19 protein-coding genes are annotated in these 16,421 nt (G+C 39.7%); 15 read left to right on the forward strand and 4 right to left on the reverse strand.

Going from position 1 to position 16,421, the window contains the following annotated elements:
* Positions 1-3 precede the first annotated feature (3 nt).
* Together AYS37_RS01050 and AYS37_RS01055 are read right to left on the reverse strand one after the other, a co-directional pair.
* Positions 4-990 carry an adenine-specific DNA glycosylase gene (locus AYS37_RS01050; protein WP_000449003.1) on the reverse strand — a complete coding sequence of 329 codons (987 nt, stop codon included), beginning with the start codon at positions 988-990 and terminating at the stop codon, positions 4-6.
* Complete coding sequence (locus tag AYS37_RS01055) at positions 991-2,439, reverse strand: DASS family sodium-coupled anion symporter (RefSeq protein WP_000595591.1); 1,449 nt, start codon at positions 2,437-2,439, stop codon at positions 991-993.
* 170 nt (positions 2,440-2,609) lie between these two features.
* On the opposite strand from AYS37_RS01055, the gene ccoN reads away from it, so the two are divergent.
* The 8 genes from ccoN (at position 2,610) to AYS37_RS01095 (ending at position 8,243) form a co-directional block, all read left to right on the forward strand.
* Complete coding sequence (ccoN, locus tag AYS37_RS01060) at positions 2,610-4,076, forward strand: cytochrome-c oxidase, cbb3-type subunit I (protein ID WP_001157634.1); 1,467 nt, start codon at positions 2,610-2,612, stop codon at positions 4,074-4,076.
* 12 nt (positions 4,077-4,088) lie between these two features.
* Positions 4,089-4,784, forward strand: a complete 696-nt coding sequence (ccoO, locus tag AYS37_RS01065) for a cytochrome-c oxidase, cbb3-type subunit II (RefSeq protein WP_000490799.1) — start codon at positions 4,089-4,091, stop codon at positions 4,782-4,784.
* A 10-nt stretch (positions 4,785-4,794) separates the two neighbouring features.
* The gene (locus AYS37_RS01070; protein ID WP_001847091.1) at positions 4,795-5,013 is read left to right on the forward strand and encodes a cytochrome c oxidase, cbb3-type, CcoQ subunit; all 219 of its coding nucleotides are present in this window, start codon (positions 4,795-4,797) and stop codon (positions 5,011-5,013) included.
* A gap of 1 nt (position 5,014) precedes the next feature.
* Positions 5,015-5,893, forward strand: coding sequence for a cytochrome-c oxidase, cbb3-type subunit III (gene ccoP / locus AYS37_RS01075; RefSeq protein WP_000346870.1), 879 nt, complete (start codon positions 5,015-5,017; stop codon positions 5,891-5,893).
* A gap of 10 nt (positions 5,894-5,903) precedes the next feature.
* The gene (locus AYS37_RS01080; protein WP_000670510.1) at positions 5,904-6,110 is read left to right on the forward strand and encodes a DUF4006 family protein; all 207 of its coding nucleotides are present in this window, start codon (positions 5,904-5,906) and stop codon (positions 6,108-6,110) included.
* Between the two features lie 100 nt (positions 6,111-6,210).
* The gene (locus AYS37_RS01085) at positions 6,211-6,795 is read left to right on the forward strand and encodes a hypothetical protein (protein ID WP_001221989.1); all 585 of its coding nucleotides are present in this window, start codon (positions 6,211-6,213) and stop codon (positions 6,793-6,795) included.
* Between the two features lie 11 nt (positions 6,796-6,806).
* Positions 6,807-7,388 carry a hypothetical protein gene (locus AYS37_RS01090; protein WP_000660401.1) on the forward strand — a complete coding sequence of 194 codons (582 nt, stop codon included), beginning with the start codon at positions 6,807-6,809 and terminating at the stop codon, positions 7,386-7,388.
* 87 nt (positions 7,389-7,475) lie between these two features.
* Entirely contained in the window at positions 7,476-8,243 is a 768-nt protein-coding gene (locus tag AYS37_RS01095) for a hypothetical protein (RefSeq protein WP_000506377.1), read from the forward strand.
* Here AYS37_RS01095 and AYS37_RS01100 read toward each other — a convergent pair.
* Positions 8,240-9,103, reverse strand: a complete 864-nt coding sequence (locus AYS37_RS01100) for a menaquinone biosynthesis family protein (RefSeq protein WP_000626251.1) — start codon at positions 9,101-9,103, stop codon at positions 8,240-8,242. The genes AYS37_RS01095 and AYS37_RS01100 overlap by 4 nt on opposite strands.
* 98 nt (positions 9,104-9,201) lie before the next feature.
* On the opposite strand from AYS37_RS01100, the gene recA reads away from it, so the two are divergent.
* From recA to AYS37_RS01130, 6 genes are read left to right on the forward strand one after another with little or no spacing between them, the layout of a single operon-like run.
* Positions 9,202-10,245 (forward strand): recombinase RecA, encoded by a 1,044-nt coding sequence (gene recA, locus AYS37_RS01105; protein WP_000952109.1) that lies wholly within the window; start codon positions 9,202-9,204, stop codon positions 10,243-10,245.
* 11 nt (positions 10,246-10,256) lie between these two features.
* Complete coding sequence (gene eno, locus AYS37_RS01110) at positions 10,257-11,537, forward strand: phosphopyruvate hydratase (RefSeq protein ID WP_000955691.1); 1,281 nt, start codon at positions 10,257-10,259, stop codon at positions 11,535-11,537.
* Positions 11,530-11,805, forward strand: coding sequence for a hypothetical protein (locus AYS37_RS01115; protein WP_000168599.1), 276 nt, complete (start codon positions 11,530-11,532; stop codon positions 11,803-11,805). The genes eno and AYS37_RS01115 overlap by 8 nt, the downstream gene beginning before the upstream one ends.
* Positions 11,806-11,821: 16 nt before the next feature.
* Positions 11,822-12,418 (forward strand): AMIN domain-containing protein, encoded by a 597-nt coding sequence (locus AYS37_RS01120; RefSeq protein WP_001874464.1) that lies wholly within the window; start codon positions 11,822-11,824, stop codon positions 12,416-12,418.
* A 4-nt stretch (positions 12,419-12,422) separates the two neighbouring features.
* Positions 12,423-12,911: a shikimate kinase gene (locus tag AYS37_RS01125; RefSeq protein ID WP_001164283.1), complete on the forward strand. Its 489-nt coding sequence runs from the start codon at positions 12,423-12,425 to the stop codon at positions 12,909-12,911.
* 21 nt (positions 12,912-12,932) lie between these two features.
* Positions 12,933-13,889: a PDC sensor domain-containing protein gene (locus AYS37_RS01130; protein WP_000952273.1), complete on the forward strand. Its 957-nt coding sequence runs from the start codon at positions 12,933-12,935 to the stop codon at positions 13,887-13,889.
* Here AYS37_RS01130 and rfaJ read toward each other — a convergent pair.
* Entirely contained in the window at positions 13,886-14,989 is a 1,104-nt protein-coding gene (rfaJ, locus tag AYS37_RS01135) for an HP0159 family lipopolysaccharide 1,6-glucosyltransferase (RefSeq protein ID WP_000028821.1), read from the reverse strand. The two genes, AYS37_RS01130 and rfaJ, sit on opposite strands and share 4 nt — an antisense overlap.
* 150 nt (positions 14,990-15,139) lie before the next feature.
* Between rfaJ and AYS37_RS01140 the strand changes: the two genes are divergently transcribed.
* Complete coding sequence (locus AYS37_RS01140; protein WP_000597804.1) at positions 15,140-16,060, forward strand: tetratricopeptide repeat protein; 921 nt, start codon at positions 15,140-15,142, stop codon at positions 16,058-16,060.
* The last annotated feature ends 361 nt before the right edge of the window (positions 16,061-16,421 follow it).

Below are 16,421 nucleotides of genomic sequence, written 5' to 3' on the forward strand. Positions count from 1 at the left end.
GGTTTAACCCCCAAATAAATTTTTTTGTTTTAAAAAATTCAAGATTTTAAGCGTCATAGAGCTTATGGGTAAGGTCTCTAAGTCTTTAAGGCTATAAAAACGAACGGGATTTTTTAGATCCTTTATTGCAGCTGAATAGAGGTTTAAATTGAGCTTGAATTTAGTGTGGCTGTGTTTGATAGCGCCTAAAAAGGGGAGCTTGTATTCTAAATTTTCTTTGAGATTAGGGAAATGGTGCATCCCAAAATAGAGTTTTTGCTCTATTTTTTCTAAAGCGATTTGGTTATTTTGGATCACAACGCCCAAGTAACGCTCTTCTTGAATGATCTCTTGTTTTTTCTTAAGCGTGTGTTTTTCTAGGTGGTTTTTACCCAAACAATAAGGATTGAAAGGGCAAATCGCGCATTTGGGTTTAGGGGAGCAGATTAAAGCCCCTAGATCAATTAAGGCTTGGTTGTGATTAAAGCTTTCATTAGGATTGAGGAAATCGTTCGCCTTAATTTGTAAGTCTTTAGCTTGGATATTAGGATCCAAACCAAAAAGCCTTAAAAGCACTCGTTTGATATTAGCATCCACGCATGCGCTCTTTTCTCTAAAACCAAAACATAAAATCGCATTAGCCGTGTATGCGCCAATCCCGGGGAGTTTCAGTAGGCTTTGATAGTCATTGGGTAGTTGTGAGTGGTGTTCTTTCACGCAAATTTCAGCGCTTTTTTTTAAATTTTTAGCCCTTGAATAATAGCCAAGCCCTCTCCAAAGCAATAAAACCTCCTCTAATTGAGCGTTCGCTAAGTCTTTTAAAGTGGGGAAAGCTTCTAAAAAAGGGGAATAAAAACGCTCAACCACCGTGCTGATTTGGGTTTGTTGGCTCATCACTTCGCTGATATAGACTTCATAGGGAGCGTTAATGCCCTTTAAATTCCTAAAGGGTAAATCCTTTCGCCCAAATTCTTCATACCATTTTAAAAGGGCGTTGTGTAAAGTTTCCAACTACAACCACCTATAAGCGATGAATTTAACCCAAGGTGCGCACACGCTTAAAAACACGATTAAATACACAAAGCCAAAAATAAACCCTAATTTCCAAAAATCCTTGCTTGGAATATACCCGCTCCCGTAATAAATGGTGGATGGGCCTGTGCCATAGGGGGTTAAAATCCCCATAATCCCTAAAGAAAGCATTAAAAACAAGCTCAATTCTTGCAAATTGACCCCTTGAATATGCGAACCAATCCCTACAAAAAGTGCGAATAACGCGCTCACATGAGCGGTGATGCTAGCGAAAAAATAGTGCGACAGATAGAATAAGGCTACAATAAACAATACCGCTATTAACGGATCCAAGTGAGCATGCTCTAAAAAATTTTGGGCCGCATTGCCAATAAAATTTAAAAAACCCACATTTTTAAGCCCGCCAGCCATCGTGAGTAGCGATCCCAGTAATAAAAAAATATTGAACGCGCTCTTGTTTTTAATGATGTCTTCATAGCTTACGATCTTACAAAACGCCATTAACACCATGGTAATCAAAGCCGTCGCGCTCGCATGCAAGCCTAAAGGTTTGCCAAAAATCCAACCCAGTAAAGCCAATAAAGTGAGGCTGAGCATTAAAATTTCTTTTAAAGAAAACCTCCCCATGCTTTCTAACTCTTTTTTAGCCCACAAACTCACTTCTTTTGAGCCTTTTAAGGTGGGTTTGCAGGTTTTATACGCCAATAAAGGCACAAGCAAGATCAAAACCACCCCACAAGGCAAGAACGCTAAAAACCACGAAAACCATGAGATTTCATTCACCCCCATTTTGGTAGCGATTTCCATTGCTAAGGGGTTAGGAGCGAGCGCGGTTAAAAACATGGACGAAGTGATGCAAGTTGAAGCCAAAGCGACCCACATCAAATACGCGCCGATTTTGTTAGGGTTATTGTTTGGGGTAGAACCCATTAAGGGCGGGATAGAAGAAACTATGGGATAGAGTATGCCCCCACTTCTAGCGGAGTTGCTAGGGATAAAGGGGGCTAGACACAATTCGCTCAAGCTGATCGCATAGCCCAAACCTAAAGGGGTTTGCCCTAAAAACCTAATCAGTAAAAGAGCGATCCGTTTCCCTAACAAGCTTTTTTCATACCCTAAACCCAAAATAAAAGCGACAAACACAAGCCACACCGTTTTATTCGCATACCCGCTCAAACCCCACGAAATGGCTTTATTAGCGCTCGCTACTTCACTGCTCGCCCCAATTTTTAACGCTATACACAACACTAACGCGCTCAACGCTATCAAACCTGATGGCACCGGCTCTAAAATTAGCCCTATAATCATGCCCATGAAAATACAAAAATAAAGCCATGCGTTAGGGTTTAGCCCATCCGGTGCGCCTAAAAAATACAATAATGCTGCGATGAGAAAAGGGGCAAAGATTGAGAGGGTTTGTTTAATCATAGTGTAGCCTTTAGCCAAAGATAGTAATAATTTGGCTTAAAAATGTCATTCAAATGGGATTGAGTTATTACAATATTACAGAAAAAGATTAAAAATTAAGCTTTTTGAAAAAGATAAAACTTTATAATTATGTTTATCTTTGTTGAATTTACTACAAATAGGAGTATTGCATGCAAGAAAATGTGCCTTTGAGTTATGATTATTCCATTAGCAAATTGTTTCTTTATGCGATGGTTGCCTTTGGGATAATAGGCATGTTAATAGGGATCGTGTTAGCCTTTGAATTGTCTTTCCCTAACTTGAATTACATTGCAGGGGAGTATGGCGTTTTTGGCCGCTTGCGCCCCTTACACACGAATGCGGTGATTTATGGTTTCACTCTTGGGGGGATTTGGGCGAGTTGGTATTATATCGGTCAAAGGGTGCTTAAAATCACTTACCACCAACACCCCTTTTTGAAAATTGTAGGGTTATTGCATTTTTGGCTCTGGATTATTCTTTTAATTCTAGGGGTTATTAGCTTGTTTGCTGGTCTTACTCAATCTAAAGAATACGCTGAATTGATGTGGCCTTTAGATATTATTGTGGTTGTGGCATGGGTGCTGTGGGGGGTTAATATGTTTGGGAGCATGAGCGTTAGGAGGGAGAATACCATTTATGTGTCTTTATGGTATTACATCGCTACTTATGTGGGTATAGCGGTGATGTATATTTTCAATAACCTTTCTGTCCCCACCTATTTTGTCGCTGATATGGGGAGTGTTTGGCATTCTATTTCTATGTATTCAGGCAGTAATGATGCGCTCATTCAATGGTGGTGGGGGCATAATGCGGTCGCTTTTGTCTTTACGAGTGGGGTGATTGGCACGATTTATTATTTCTTGCCTAAAGAGAGCGGCCAGCCTATCTTCTCTTACAAACTCACTTTGTTTTCCTTTTGGAGCTTGATGTTTGTTTATATTTGGGCGGGCGGACACCACTTGATTTATTCCACCGTGCCTGATTGGGTGCAAACCCTTTCTAGTGTGTTTTCAGTGGTGTTGATCTTGCCTTCGTGGGGGACAGCGATTAACATGCTTTTAACGATGAGAGGCCAATGGCACCAGCTTAAAGAAAGCCCCTTGATCAAATTCTTAGTTTTAGCTTCAACTTTCTACATGCTTTCCACTTTAGAAGGATCCATTCAAGCCATTAAGAGCGTGAACGCTTTAGCGCACTTTACCGATTGGATTATAGGGCATGTGCATGACGGCGTGCTTGGGTGGGTAGGCTTCACTTTGATTGCGAGCATGTATCACATGACACCTAGGCTTTTCAAAAGAGAGATTTATTCAGGCAGGCTTGTGGATTTCCAATTCTGGATCATGACTTTAGGGATTGTGCTTTACTTTTCGTCCATGTGGATTGCAGGGATCACGCAAGGGATGATGTGGAGAGATGTGGATCAGTATGGGAATCTCACTTACCAATTCATTGACACGGTTAAGGTGCTAATCCCTTATTACAATATTAGAGGCGTTGGGGGTCTTATGTATTTTATTGGATTTATTATTTTTGCCTACAATATTTTTATGACAATCACGGCAGGCAAAAAATTAGAGCGTGAGCCCAATTACGCCACGCCTATGTCTAGATAGGGGAAATTGGAAATGTTTAGTTTTTTAGAGAAGAATCCGTTTTTTTTCACTCTTGCGTTTATTTTTGTGTTTGCGATCGCAGGCTTGGTGGAGATTTTGCCCAATTTTAAATCCGCTCGCCCGATTGAAGGCTTACGGCCTTATACGGTTTTAGAGACAGCAGGGAGGCAAATTTATATCCAAGAAGGTTGTTATCATTGCCATTCCCAGCTTATTCGCCCTTTCCAAGCTGAGGTGGATCGATACGGCGCGTATAGTTTGAGTGGGGAATACGCATATGACAGGCCATTTTTGTGGGGTTCTAAAAGGATTGGCCCTGATTTGCACAGGGTGGGGGATTATCGCACAACCGATTGGCATGAAAAGCACATGTTAGATCCTAAAAGCGTTGTGCCGCACAGCATCATGCCCGCCTATAAGCATTTATTCATAAAAAAGAGCGATTTTGACACCGCTTATGCAGAAGCTTTGACGCAAAAAAAGGTTTTTGGCGTGCCTTATGACACCGAAAACGGCGTGAAATTAGGGAATGTAGAAGAAGCGAAAAAGGCCTATCTAGAAGAAGCTAAAAAAATCACAGCCGACATGAAAGACAAGAGGGTGCTAGACGCCATTCAAAGAGGTGAAGTGTTAGAAATCGTGGCTTTGATCGCTTATTTGAATAGCTTGGGTAATTCCAGGATCAACGCTAATCAAAACGCTAAATAAGGGGTGAATGATGGATTTAGAAAGTTTGAGAGGTTTTGCGTATGCGTTTTTCACCATTCTTTTTACGCTCTTTTTGTACGCTTATATTTTTAGCATGTATAGAAAGCAAAAAAAGGGCGTCGTGGATTATGAGCGCTATGGGTATTTAGCACTAAATGACGCTTTAGAAGATGAGTTGATTGAACCACGCCATAAAGAAGTTCATGATAAGGGCATAAAGGAAAGTTGAAATGGATTTTTTAAACGACCATATAAATGTTTTTGGCTTGATTGCAGCGCTTGTGATTTTAGTTTTAACCATCTATGAATCCAGTTCGCTCATTAAAGAAATGCGCGACAGCAAATCTCAGGGTGAGCTTGTAGAAAATGGGCATTTGTTTGATGGGATAGGGGAGTTTGCCAATAATGTGCCAGTAGGCTGGATCGCAAGCTTTATGTGCACGATTGTGTGGGCTTTTTGGTATTTTTTCTTTGGGTATCCGCTGAATAGCTTTTCTCAAATCGGGCAATACAATGAAGAGGTTAAAGCGCACAACCAAAAATTTGAAGCCAAATGGAAGCATTTGGGTCAAAAGGAATTGGTGGATATGGGTCAAGGCATCTTTTTAGTCCATTGTTCGCAATGCCATGGCATCACCGCTGAGGGCTTGCATGGGAGCGCTCAAAATCTGGTGCACTGGGGTAAAGAAGAGGGCATTATGGACACCATTAAACATGGCTCTAAGGGCATGGATTATCTCGCTGGGGAAATGCCCGCTATGGAATTGGACGAAAAAGACGCTAAAGCGATTGCGAGCTATGTGATGGCAGAAATTTCTGGCGTTAAAAAGACAAAAAACCCTCAACTCATTGATAAGGGCAAGGAGCTGTTTGAAAGCATGGGTTGCACAGGCTGTCATGGCAATGATGGTAAGGGCTTGCAAGAAAATCAAGTGTTTGCGGCCGATTTGACCGCTTACGGCACAGAGAATTTTTTGAGAAATATCTTAACGCATGGCAAAAAGGGCAATATAGGGCATATGCCATCATTCAAGTATAAAAACTTTAGCGATTTGCAAGTTAAAGCGTTAGCCGAATTTATCCAATCGCTAAAACCCTTAGAAGATTAAAGGAAAAGAGATGAAATTTTTAAACGGATTAGCAGGGAATTTACTGATTGTGGTTATCTTGTTGTGTGTGGCCGTTTTTTTTACGCTCAAAGCGATCCATATCCAAAAAGAGCAAGCCACCAATTATTACCGCTATAAGGATATTAACGCTTTAGAGACAAAAAGCACCCAAAACCGGGCTAACTATGAATTAGTCAATCAAGGGAGTAAAAAATGAAATTCACGACTTTAGAAAAAATCTTAGCCTTAATGGTAGTAGCGACCATTTTAATGACAATTGTTATTTCTTTTGTGCCTAACTTGTTTTTGTTTAGCACATGAGAATCTTATGGCTTGCAATAGCCTTTGTTTGTTGTTTGGGGGCTGATAATTATGTTTTGAATAATTCTAAAGGGCGTTTGGTAGAAAAAAGCGTTTTGTTTGTAGAGGGCGTTTCTAAAGAGCTTTATCTTAAAACAGGCGTGCGTTTTGCGATTGATATGACGGATTTTGAAAAAAATCCTATCGCTTTGGCGGCTAAAAAGGAACGCCAAAAGTATCAAGAGGGCTTTTTAAAGCAGCTCAAGCCCCCTTTTGTAGTATTCTTTTTTTACCATGACGCTCAAAAAATAGAATTAGTGGCTAACCCTAAAGATTTGTTAGACACTGATAAAATCTTTTTTGAAAAAATCGCTCCTTTACTCCCTACAAACCCTAAAGAATACACGCCCCAAAGGATTTCAGCCATGCTCATTAACGGCTATTCGGTCGCAGTAGATGCTTTAGCGGAAAAATATCATGTGAATATCGCACAGAATTTTAACGCTCCTAAGGGAGTAACTTTTGTAAAGGTGGTTATTTATATTTTATTATTGACGCTTTTAGGCGCGTTTTTGGGGCTTTATTTTTTTAAAAAATCTTAAGAGAGAAACCAATGAAAGAAAAAAACTTTTGGCCTTTAGGGATCATGAGCGTGCTCATTCTTGGGCTTGGGATTGTGGTGTTTTTGGTGGTGTTTGCCCTAAAAAATTCGCCTAAAAACGATTTAGTGTATTTCAAAGGGCATAACGAAGTGGATTTAAACTTTAACGCTATGCTTAAAACTTATGAAAATTTTAAGTCTAATTATCGTTTTTCAGTGGGTTTAAAGCCCCTTACCAAAAGCCCTAAAACCCCTATTTTGCCCTATTTTTCTAAAGGCACGCATGGGGATAAAAAAATCCAAGAAAACCTTTTAAACAACGCTTTGATTTTAGAAAAGTCCAACACGCTTTATGTGCGATTGCAACCGCTCAAACCCGCTTTAGATTCGCCAAATATTCAAGTGTATTTAGCGTTTTATCCCAGCCCATCACAGCCCAGATTATTAGGAACGCTTGATTGCACAAACGCATGCGAGCCTTTAAAATTTGATTTGTTAGAGGGCGATAAAGTGGGGCGCTATAAGATCCTTTTTAAATTCACTTTTAAAAACAAAGAAGAATTGATTTTAGAGCAACTGGCTTTTTTTAAGTAGCGCGTTTAAAAAATGCCTTTAGCGTTTTTTATTGGCGCTTGATGATGAAAAGCCTGAATTTTCTATCCAAATGGGTATAATAATCGCATGGGTTTTTTAAAAGTTTTGAAACATGACGCTTTAGGGCAAGTAGGGAATATTGTTATAGGGAATTTCTTAATAACGCTCACTGTTTTAGCGGTTTGTTTTTCCTCTCAAAGCACTGAAGAAACGACCATGCTCACCCTAAGCTACACGCTCTTTTTTGTCTTGGGGGCGTTTTTACTGATTGCAATCAGTGTGGGAGCGATCAAAAACCTCAACACGCTTTTTTCTAAAAGAGGGGTTTTAAGCTTTTCCTTACCCATTAGTTTGGAGTCTTTATTGCTCCCTAAAATCTTGCTCCCCATGGTGTTTTTTATCTTCAGTTTGTTCTGGTTTGTAGCGAGCGTTCGTTTGGGCTATTACCTTTTTAACGCACAATCCAGCGTGCTGTTTATCTTGCACACCGCTTTAAAAACCTTTGTGTTAAAACCCACTAAAACCCTAGGTATCGCGCTGTTTTTAGGGCTTGTTTTAATGAAATTTTTATTTGTTTTGAGCGTTTTAAACGCTGCTAGGATCAAAAAAGCGCGTTTTTTACTAGGGGGGCTGTTGTTCATTCTTGTGGGGGTTGTTTTGGAATTAGCGTTTAATTCGTTACTGCCCTTAATGAGTTCTAGTTTAAGCATCAATGAGGGGTTTTATTATTTCTTGCAACAACAAGAATTGCAAGAAAATAAATATTATCTTTTATGGGGGGTGGATTTTTTAAAAATCCTTTTATTGTATGGGGTGATCCGTTACTTGCTTATGCATAAACTAGAATTGGATTAAGAAAAGCGGTATTTTAAATATTCATCAGTGAGCAAGCAGTCTTTAGTCTTTAACAAACTGGCATAAAACCCATGCTGATAACCTAATTCAAAAAGTTTGTCTATGGCGAGAATTTGAACCTCACTTAAGCGCGTTGAAGTTTCGTTCGCATACAAGCTTAAATAAGTTTGTAAGCGCTCTTTATTGACACGAATGAGCGAACGCTCTAACAGCATGCTAGAGAGCAAATTTTGGTGTTTTAGTGCAACTTCAACCGCTTTAATCAAAGCCTTTTTAATCAAAATCGCACGATACAAAGGGATGGATCGCCTAATCGCCATGCCCCCTAAAGGCAAGGGTAAATCCACTTCAATGAGTTCTTTCCAAACATCCCACAATTCTTTTTCCACTTCTAATTCATTATGAAAATCCAAGATGCTTTCATGGATGAGCACGCCCGCATGCACTTTTTCTTCCAAAACCGCTTTTTCAATGTCTAAAAAATTCATGTAAGCGATGCGCGCGTGTTTGTAATAGATCTTAAACAAAAGGGCGTTGGTGGTGTGCTCCCCACTTAATGCGACTTTAAAGTCTTTTTTCAATTTCACGCCCTTTTTTTTCACTAATTTAGGCCCATAGCCATTCCCAAAGCTCGTCGCTGTAGGGAGCAAGGCGTAATCGTTCGCAATTTTAGGGTATAGCCCGAAACTAATCGCGCTCACATCATAAGTGTTTTTTAGGGCTTCTTGGTTTAGGGTTTCAATATCCAGGGCAATGTTGTGGAATGTTTTATTTTTAATAGGGCAATCTATCCAGCCAAACTTAATCGCATAGTACATGAAAATATCATCAGCATCAGGGCTATGAGCGACACTAATCAAAGTAAAATCCTTTTGTGATAGGGTAAGTCCCTTTATTATAATAGATTTTAGGCTAGGATTTGATAGAATAAACAAATCAAATTCAATAAGGTGATTTAATGGCAATAGATGAAGACAAACAAAAAGCGATTTCTTTAGCGATCAAACAAATTGATAAGGTTTTTGGTAAGGGGGCGTTGGTGCGCCTTGGGGATAAGCAAGTAGAAAAGATTGACGCTATTTCTACAGGCTCGTTAGGGTTGGATCTGGCTTTAGGGATTGGGGGCGTTCCAAAGGGTAGGATCATTGAAATTTATGGGCCAGAGTCAAGCGGAAAAACCACTCTAAGCTTGCACATTATCGCAGAATGCCAAAAAAATGGCGGCGTGTGCGCGTTCATTGACGCTGAACATGCCCTAGACGTGTATTATGCCAAGAGATTGGGCGTGGATACAGAAAATCTACTCGTTTCTCAACCAAGCACGGGCGAAGAAGCCTTAGAGATTTTAGAAACGATCACCAGAAGCGGAGGGATTGATTTAGTGGTGGTGGATTCGGTGGCGGCTCTTACGCCTAAAGCAGAGATTGATGGGGATATGGGCGATCAGCATGTGGGCTTGCAAGCAAGGCTTATGAGCCATGCATTAAGAAAAATCACCGGTGTTTTGCACAAGATGAACACCACTCTCATTTTTATCAATCAAATCAGGATGAAGATTGGCATGATGGGCTATGGGAGTCCAGAGACCACAACCGGGGGTAATGCCTTAAAATTCTATGCGAGCGTTAGGATTGATATTAGAAGAATCGCCGCTTTAAAACAAAACGAACAGCATATCGGTAATAGGGCTAAAGCTAAAGTGGTTAAAAATAAAGTCGCTCCGCCCTTTAGAGAAGCGGAATTTGACATCATGTTTGGGGAAGGGATTTCTAAAGAGGGCGAAATCATTGATTATGGCGTGAAATTAGACATTGTGGATAAGAGCGGGGCATGGCTTAGCTACCAGGATAAAAAGCTAGGGCAAGGTCGAGAAAACGCTAAAGCCCTACTGAAAGAAGATAAAGCCCTAGCGAATGAAATCACTCTTAAGATTAAAGAGAGCATCGGCTCTAATGAAGAGATCATGCCCTTACCCGATGAGCCTTTAGAAGAAATGGAATAAAAAGGATTTTGATGCTAACCATTAAAGATGTTCATGCTTTAGAAGTGATGGATAGTAGGGGCAATCCTACCATTCAAGCCAGCGTGATTTTGAGCGATAACACTAAGGCGAGCACGATTGTGCCTAGCGGGGCGAGCACCGGTAAAAGAGAAGCGTTAGAATTAAGGGATAATGACAAAACCCGTTTTTTGGGTAAAGGGGTTTTAAGGGCATGCGAAAATGTCAATAGTGTGATCAAACACCATTTAATAGGGCTTGAAGCGATCAATCAAGCCTTTGTGGATGAGAGGTTAAGGGCTTTAGACGGCACGCCTAATTACGCTAATTTAGGGGCGAACGCTGTTTTGGGCGTTTCTATGGCGTTAGCAAGGGCTAGCGCGAAGGCTTTAAATCTGCCATTATACCGCTATTTAGGGGGGGCTAACGCTCTGACTTTGCCGGTGCCGATGCTCAATATTATCAACGGCGGAACGCATGCGAACAATTCCATAGACTTCCAAGAATACATGATCATGCCTTTAGGGTTTGAGAGTTTTAAAGAAGCTTTAAGAGCGAGCGCAGAAGTCTATCACACTCTTAAAAAACTTTTAGATGGAAAGAATCAGCTCACAAGCGTGGGCGATGAGGGGGGCTTTGCGCCTAATTTTAACAACAATGTAGAACCCCTTGAAATCATTTCTCAAGCCATTGAAAAAGCCGGCTATAAATTAGGCGAAGAAATAGCACTCGCTTTAGATGTGGCGAGCAGTGAGTTAGTGGATGGAAATTTCAATTACCATTTAAAGGGTGAAAATAAGATTTTAGATTCGCATGAATTAGTGGCTTATTACAAAGAGTTGGTGGCAAAATACCCGATCGTGTCCATTGAAGATGGTTTGAGCGAAGACGATTGGGAGGGGTGGGCGTTTTTAAGCAAGGAATTAGGGCGTCAAATCCAATTAGTGGGCGATGATTTGTTTGTAACGAACGCGAGCATCTTGCAAAAAGGCATTGAAAAAAACATTGCGAACGCCATTTTGATCAAACCCAATCAAATCGGCACCATTAGTGAAACTTTAGAAACCATAAGATTAGCCAAACACCATGCCTATCAATGCGTGATGAGCCATAGAAGCGGGGAGAGTGAAGACAGCTTTATCGCTGATTTTGCGGTCGCATTGAATACGGGAGAAATCAAAACCGGATCCACCGCAAGGAGTGAAAGGATCGCTAAATACAACCGCCTTTTAGAGATTGAGCATGAATTAAAAGGGGGGATTTATATCGGTAAAGAGTTGTTTAAGCATGGCTAGTAGCCTTTTTGAAAACGATGGAATCAAAGACAATAAAGCGCGAGATTTTTTTTATAGCCATAGCTCCCTTATTGTCTTTTTCCTTTTACTGCTTGGGTTTGGGTATTATTTAGGGAAGTTGCTTTTTGGGGGTTCTTCTTTAGAGGTTTATTTGGATTTAAGAGACAAGCATGAACGATTGCAGCAAGAAATCACCGAATTGCAAAGCAAGAATGTGCGTTTGCAAAAGCGTTTGTTTGAATTGAGAGAATTACGGCCTAGAGATTAGATTTAAGGAAATGGCAGTGTTAAAAAAGATGATAGGTTTGGTGGCGGTTTTAAGCGTTTTATTGGCTAGAGACAACCCTTTTGAGCCTGAAATCAATTCCAAGAATTTGCAAGGGGGCTTTAATGGGATCTATGATAGTTATTTTAAAGAAATCCATGTGGATTTGCCCACGAGCGCTAGGATTTTAAAACAAATCACGCTCACTTACCAGGATATTGATGGCTCTATCCATTCTAAAGTCGTGGGCATTGATAAAAGCATTGATTGGCACTACCCTTTAAAACTTTCCCAACACACCCTTAATCAAGACGCCTTTGAAAAACGCTACCAGATCCAAGATTTTGATTTTTTAATGGCAAACAACACGATGATTTTGCGTTCCCCTTATAAAATTTTGCGTTCTTTTGTGCTAGTCAATCCTTATAGAATCGTGTTAGACACGCAAAAAGGCCCGTTGGATATTTATCAAAACATGGATTTAAACCAGAAGTTTTTTTCTCACATTAAAGTCGGCACGCACAAAGATTATTACCGCATCACGCTCATTTTAGATGGGAAATACCGCTATCTTTTGGAAGAAAAAAACGGGGCGTATGAATTGAAATTGAAATAAAAGCATGCAGCATTTAGTCTTAATCGGTTTTATGGGGAGCGGTAAAAGCTCTTTAGCGCAAGAATTGGGTCTTGCTTTGAAATTAGAAGTGCTGGATACGGATATGATCATTAGCGAGAGGGTGGGCTTGAGCGTGAGAGAGATTTTTGAAGAGCTTGGCGAAGACAATTTCAGGATGTTTGAAAAAAATTTGATTGATGAATTAAAAACGCTCAAAACCCCCCATGTTATTTCTACCGGTGGGGGCATTGTGATGCATGATAATTTTAAGGGTTTAGGCACAACTTTTTACCTCAAAATGGATTTTGAGACCTTGATTAAGCGTTTGAATCAAAAAGAAAGGGAGAAACGCCCCCTTTTGAATAACCTCACTCAAGCCAAAGAACTTTTTGAAAAACGCCAAGCCCTCTATGAAAAAAACGCCTCCTTTATCATTGATGCAAGGGGTGGTTTAAATAATTCTTTAAAACAAGTGCTACAATTCATCGCATAAATTTTTTTTAAAGGCCTTTTGATGTTAAGTAGAGACATTGTCCAATATTCCAAGATCCGCACCGAGTTATACGCTTATCTTACCTATTTGTTTTCGCACAATATCCGCAACCACCTTCCTGAAATCACTTTGGATTATTTAAACAAACAGATCAGAAAAATGCACGCTGAAATCAAAATGGCAAAAAGTTTTTTTGTGTTAGACGCTAAGGGCATGCTAATTCTTAAGCCAAGCCAACTTAAAGAGGAAAGGCATAAGGAAGGGATATTAGAGCATGATTTAACAGAAGGGATTGAATTAGAATCGCATGCCAGCTTTAGCGATAAGTATTATTTTTATCAAGCCGTGAGTGAAAAGCGTTGCATTTTAACCGACCCCTATCCTTCTAAAAAAGGAAACCATTTGGTAGTGAGCGCGTCTTACCCGGTGTATGATCAAAATAACGATTTGGCGTTTGTGGTGTGCTTGCAAATCCCTTTGAGGGTGGCGATTGAAATCAGCTCGCCTTCAAAGTATTTCAGAACCTTTAGCGAAGGGAGCATGGTCATGTATTTTATGATTTCTATCATGCTCACTTTAGTGTCGCTGCTTTTATTTGTGAAATGCATTTCTAGCTTTTGGACAGCGATTGTCAATTTTAGCAGTTTTGACATTAAAGAAGTGTTCCACCCCATTGTGCTTTTAACCCTAGCCTTAGCCACCTTTGATCTAGTCAAGGCGATTTTTGAAGAAGAAGTTTTGGGTAAAAATAGCGGGGATAACCACCATGCGATCCACCGCACGATGATCAGGTTTTTAGGCTCTATCATTATCGCCTTAGCCATTGAAGCGTTAATGCTCGTGTTTAAATTCAGCGTGAGCGAACCGGATAAAATCACTTATGCGGTGTATTTGGCTGTCGGCGTGGCGGTGCTTTTGATCAGTTTAGCAATTTATGTTAAATTCGCCTATAGCGTGTTGCCCAAACGAGAACGCTAAGAGTTTGAAAGTTTTTCTTTTAAGCGTTTGAAAATCCTCTTCAATCTAAAAAAGACATATTCTAAAAGGGTTTTTGGGTTGAGTAGGGGGGCAAGAAATTCAAAGGTTTTTTGTTTGTCTTTAAGGCTTAACAATTCTGTCATTTGTTTAAGGAATTTCACGGAATACTCAGCGTAAAAAGGGGTTTTTAAAAGAATCTCATGCCATTCTTTAGAATATAAAGCAGCGGGTGAAATCCAAGGTTTTCCTACAAAATAAAAATGCAGCATGACGATTTCTTTTTTGTCAGGGATGAAGCGTTTTTGATTGGCCATGAAAGGGTGGGTGTTATAAATATAAGGCAAGATTAAAACTTTTTGATAGCATGCGAGCGTTAAAAGATCCTGTTCAGGGTAAAACACGCACTGGCCTTTTTGATGGGCTAAATTGAGTAAGTGCTCTTCTAAATGATCAGCACGCCACAGCTTTAAATTCACGACTAAAAACCCGGCGTTATAATTGCTTTCATAGATGATTTGCATATCGCTTTCATTAAGGTAATGCTCATAAAGGGAAAAGGCTTGACGAGGGTCTTTTTCTCGCGCTATTTGAAAATGTTTAGGGCTTTTATCGGAAGCAAAATCTTTAGCCGCTCCAAAATAATAAGAATCTAGCGGGATGAAAAAACTCTCGCTCACATCGTTTAAAAACAAAGTGTCTGCATCAAACATGATAATTTTGTCGTATTGTGGGAATAAAGAAGCCAAAAACAAGCGGCACATGACCATTTTAGAAAAGCGAGTCTTAGCGTAAATGTTGAGCTGTGAAAAAGCTTCATGGATTTTATCAATCACAGAGGGTTCTACTGAAGGGGTATAAAGATTAGGGGTTGAAATGTCTAAAAAATCCACGCTCATAAAAGCGCTAAAGGGGGCTAGAGTCTCTTTTAATTTTTGTTGGTTTTCAAGGCTTAAGTTATCCACCAGGCAGTGGATTTTATAAAAAAGTTTTTTATCATGGTGTTTTGTTTTAGTGCAAGCCAGCATGGAATACAGGCTCACGCCAGCCGGAATGGCGTAATGATTGTCAAAAGCGATAACGATAGGAATAGTAATACTCATTTTAAGTGGTTTCCCTAAAATAGGTTTTTTAAATCAATTTAATCCAAAAGTTGAATTTATTTTTTAATAATTATACTATAATAACCAATTAAATCGGGGTTTTACTGATTTTTTTTGTGTGAGCTTTGGCTTAGTTTTGTAAGGAATGAGATGATAAAGAGTTGGACTAAAAAGTGGTTTTTGATTTTATTTTTAATGGCAAGCTGTTTTGGTCATTTGGTGGCTACAACCGGTGAGAAATATTTTAAGATGGCTAATCAAGCCCTTAAGAGGGGGGATTACCATAGAGCGGTGGCTTTTTATAAGAGAAGCTGTAATTTAAGGATGGGGGTTGGTTGCACGAGTTTAGGCTCTATGTATGAATATGGCGATGGCGTGGATCAGAATATTTCAAAAGCCGTTTTTTATTACAGAAGAGGGTGTAATTTAAGGAATCATCTCGCTTGCGCGAGTTTAGGCTCTATGTATGAATATGGCGATGGCGTTCAAAAAGACCTTCCAAAGGCTATCTATTATTACAGGAGAGGGTGCCACTTAAAAGGTGGGGTGAGCTGCGGTAGTTTGGGTTTTATGTATTTTAATGGCACGGGCGTTAAACAAAATTACGCCAAAGCCCTTTCTTTTTCTAAATACGCTTGCAGTTTGAATTATGGCATCAGTTGTAACTTTGTAGGGTATATGTATAGGAGCGCCAAAGGCGTGGAACAGGATTTGAAAAAAGCCTTTGCGAATTTTAAAAGAGGGTGCCATTTAAAAGACGGGGCGAGCTGTGTGAGTTTGGGATACTTGTATGAAGCCGGTATGGATGTCAAACAAAATGAAGAGCAGGCTTTGAATCTTTATAAAAAGGGTTGTTATTTAAAAGAAGGGAGCGGTTGTCATAATGTGGCGGTGATGTATTACATGGGTAAGGGAGCTCCAAAAGATTTGGAGAAAGCCACTTCATATTATAAGAAAGGGTGCGCTTTAGGCTTTAGTGGTAGTTGTAAAGTGTTAGAAGAAGTGATTGGCAAGAAGTCTGATAATTTGCAAGATGACGAGCAAAACGACACGCAAGATGATACGCAATAAGCTAAAGTTCAAGGGCTAATCGTTAAGACTCATCTTATAGAAATCTTTCCGCTTTCGCGCTATCAAATGGGGATTGAGTGTTTCTATTGATGGGTATTGAGATTAAAAATCCACAAATCTAGGGTTTGGATTCGCTCTCATATTGATAATAAAAACACTCAAAGGCGTTTTAAAACAAATATAAAAGAGCTTACACAAGACACAAGCGATAATTTTTTAAAGCGCTCTTAGGGGATTTAATGGGGTTAAAGGGGGCGTTATTCCAAAATCCTCCTATCCGCTTTAAAAAATAACTTACAAAATAAAAATTAACTATGAAAAAGCTTAAAAACAAGTTTTTTAAAAAAGAATATTGAAAAAG

The organism is Helicobacter pylori NQ4053 (assembly GCF_000274605.1).
GTDB lineage: Bacteria > Campylobacterota > Campylobacteria > Campylobacterales > Helicobacteraceae > Helicobacter > Helicobacter pylori_CV.

Excerpts from the sequence above, each read along its gene's own strand:
- AYS37_RS01055 (WP_000595591.1), bottom strand. The coding sequence starts at position 2,439 with ATGATTAAACAAACCCTCTCAATCTTTGCCCCTTTTCTCATCGCAGCA.
- ccoN (WP_001157634.1), top strand. The coding sequence starts at position 2,610 with ATGCAAGAAAATGTGCCTTTGAGTTATGATTATTCCATTAGCAAATTG.
- ccoO (WP_000490799.1), top strand. The coding sequence starts at position 4,089 with ATGTTTAGTTTTTTAGAGAAGAATCCGTTTTTTTTCACTCTTGCGTTT.
- AYS37_RS01070 (WP_001847091.1), top strand. The coding sequence starts at position 4,795 with ATGGATTTAGAAAGTTTGAGAGGTTTTGCGTATGCGTTTTTCACCATT.
- ccoP (WP_000346870.1), top strand. The coding sequence starts at position 5,015 with ATGGATTTTTTAAACGACCATATAAATGTTTTTGGCTTGATTGCAGCG.
- AYS37_RS01080 (WP_000670510.1), top strand. The coding sequence starts at position 5,904 with ATGAAATTTTTAAACGGATTAGCAGGGAATTTACTGATTGTGGTTATC.
- AYS37_RS01085 (WP_001221989.1), top strand. The coding sequence starts at position 6,211 with ATGAGAATCTTATGGCTTGCAATAGCCTTTGTTTGTTGTTTGGGGGCT.
- AYS37_RS01090 (WP_000660401.1), top strand. The coding sequence starts at position 6,807 with ATGAAAGAAAAAAACTTTTGGCCTTTAGGGATCATGAGCGTGCTCATT.
- AYS37_RS01095 (WP_000506377.1), top strand. The coding sequence starts at position 7,476 with ATGGGTTTTTTAAAAGTTTTGAAACATGACGCTTTAGGGCAAGTAGGG.
- recA (WP_000952109.1), top strand. The coding sequence starts at position 9,202 with ATGGCAATAGATGAAGACAAACAAAAAGCGATTTCTTTAGCGATCAAA.
- eno (WP_000955691.1), top strand. The coding sequence starts at position 10,257 with ATGCTAACCATTAAAGATGTTCATGCTTTAGAAGTGATGGATAGTAGG.
- AYS37_RS01115 (WP_000168599.1), top strand. The coding sequence starts at position 11,530 with ATGGCTAGTAGCCTTTTTGAAAACGATGGAATCAAAGACAATAAAGCG.
- AYS37_RS01125 (WP_001164283.1), top strand. The coding sequence starts at position 12,423 with ATGCAGCATTTAGTCTTAATCGGTTTTATGGGGAGCGGTAAAAGCTCT.
- AYS37_RS01130 (WP_000952273.1), top strand. The coding sequence starts at position 12,933 with ATGTTAAGTAGAGACATTGTCCAATATTCCAAGATCCGCACCGAGTTA.
- rfaJ (WP_000028821.1), bottom strand. The coding sequence starts at position 14,989 with ATGAGTATTACTATTCCTATCGTTATCGCTTTTGACAATCATTACGCC.
- AYS37_RS01140 (WP_000597804.1), top strand. The coding sequence starts at position 15,140 with ATGATAAAGAGTTGGACTAAAAAGTGGTTTTTGATTTTATTTTTAATG.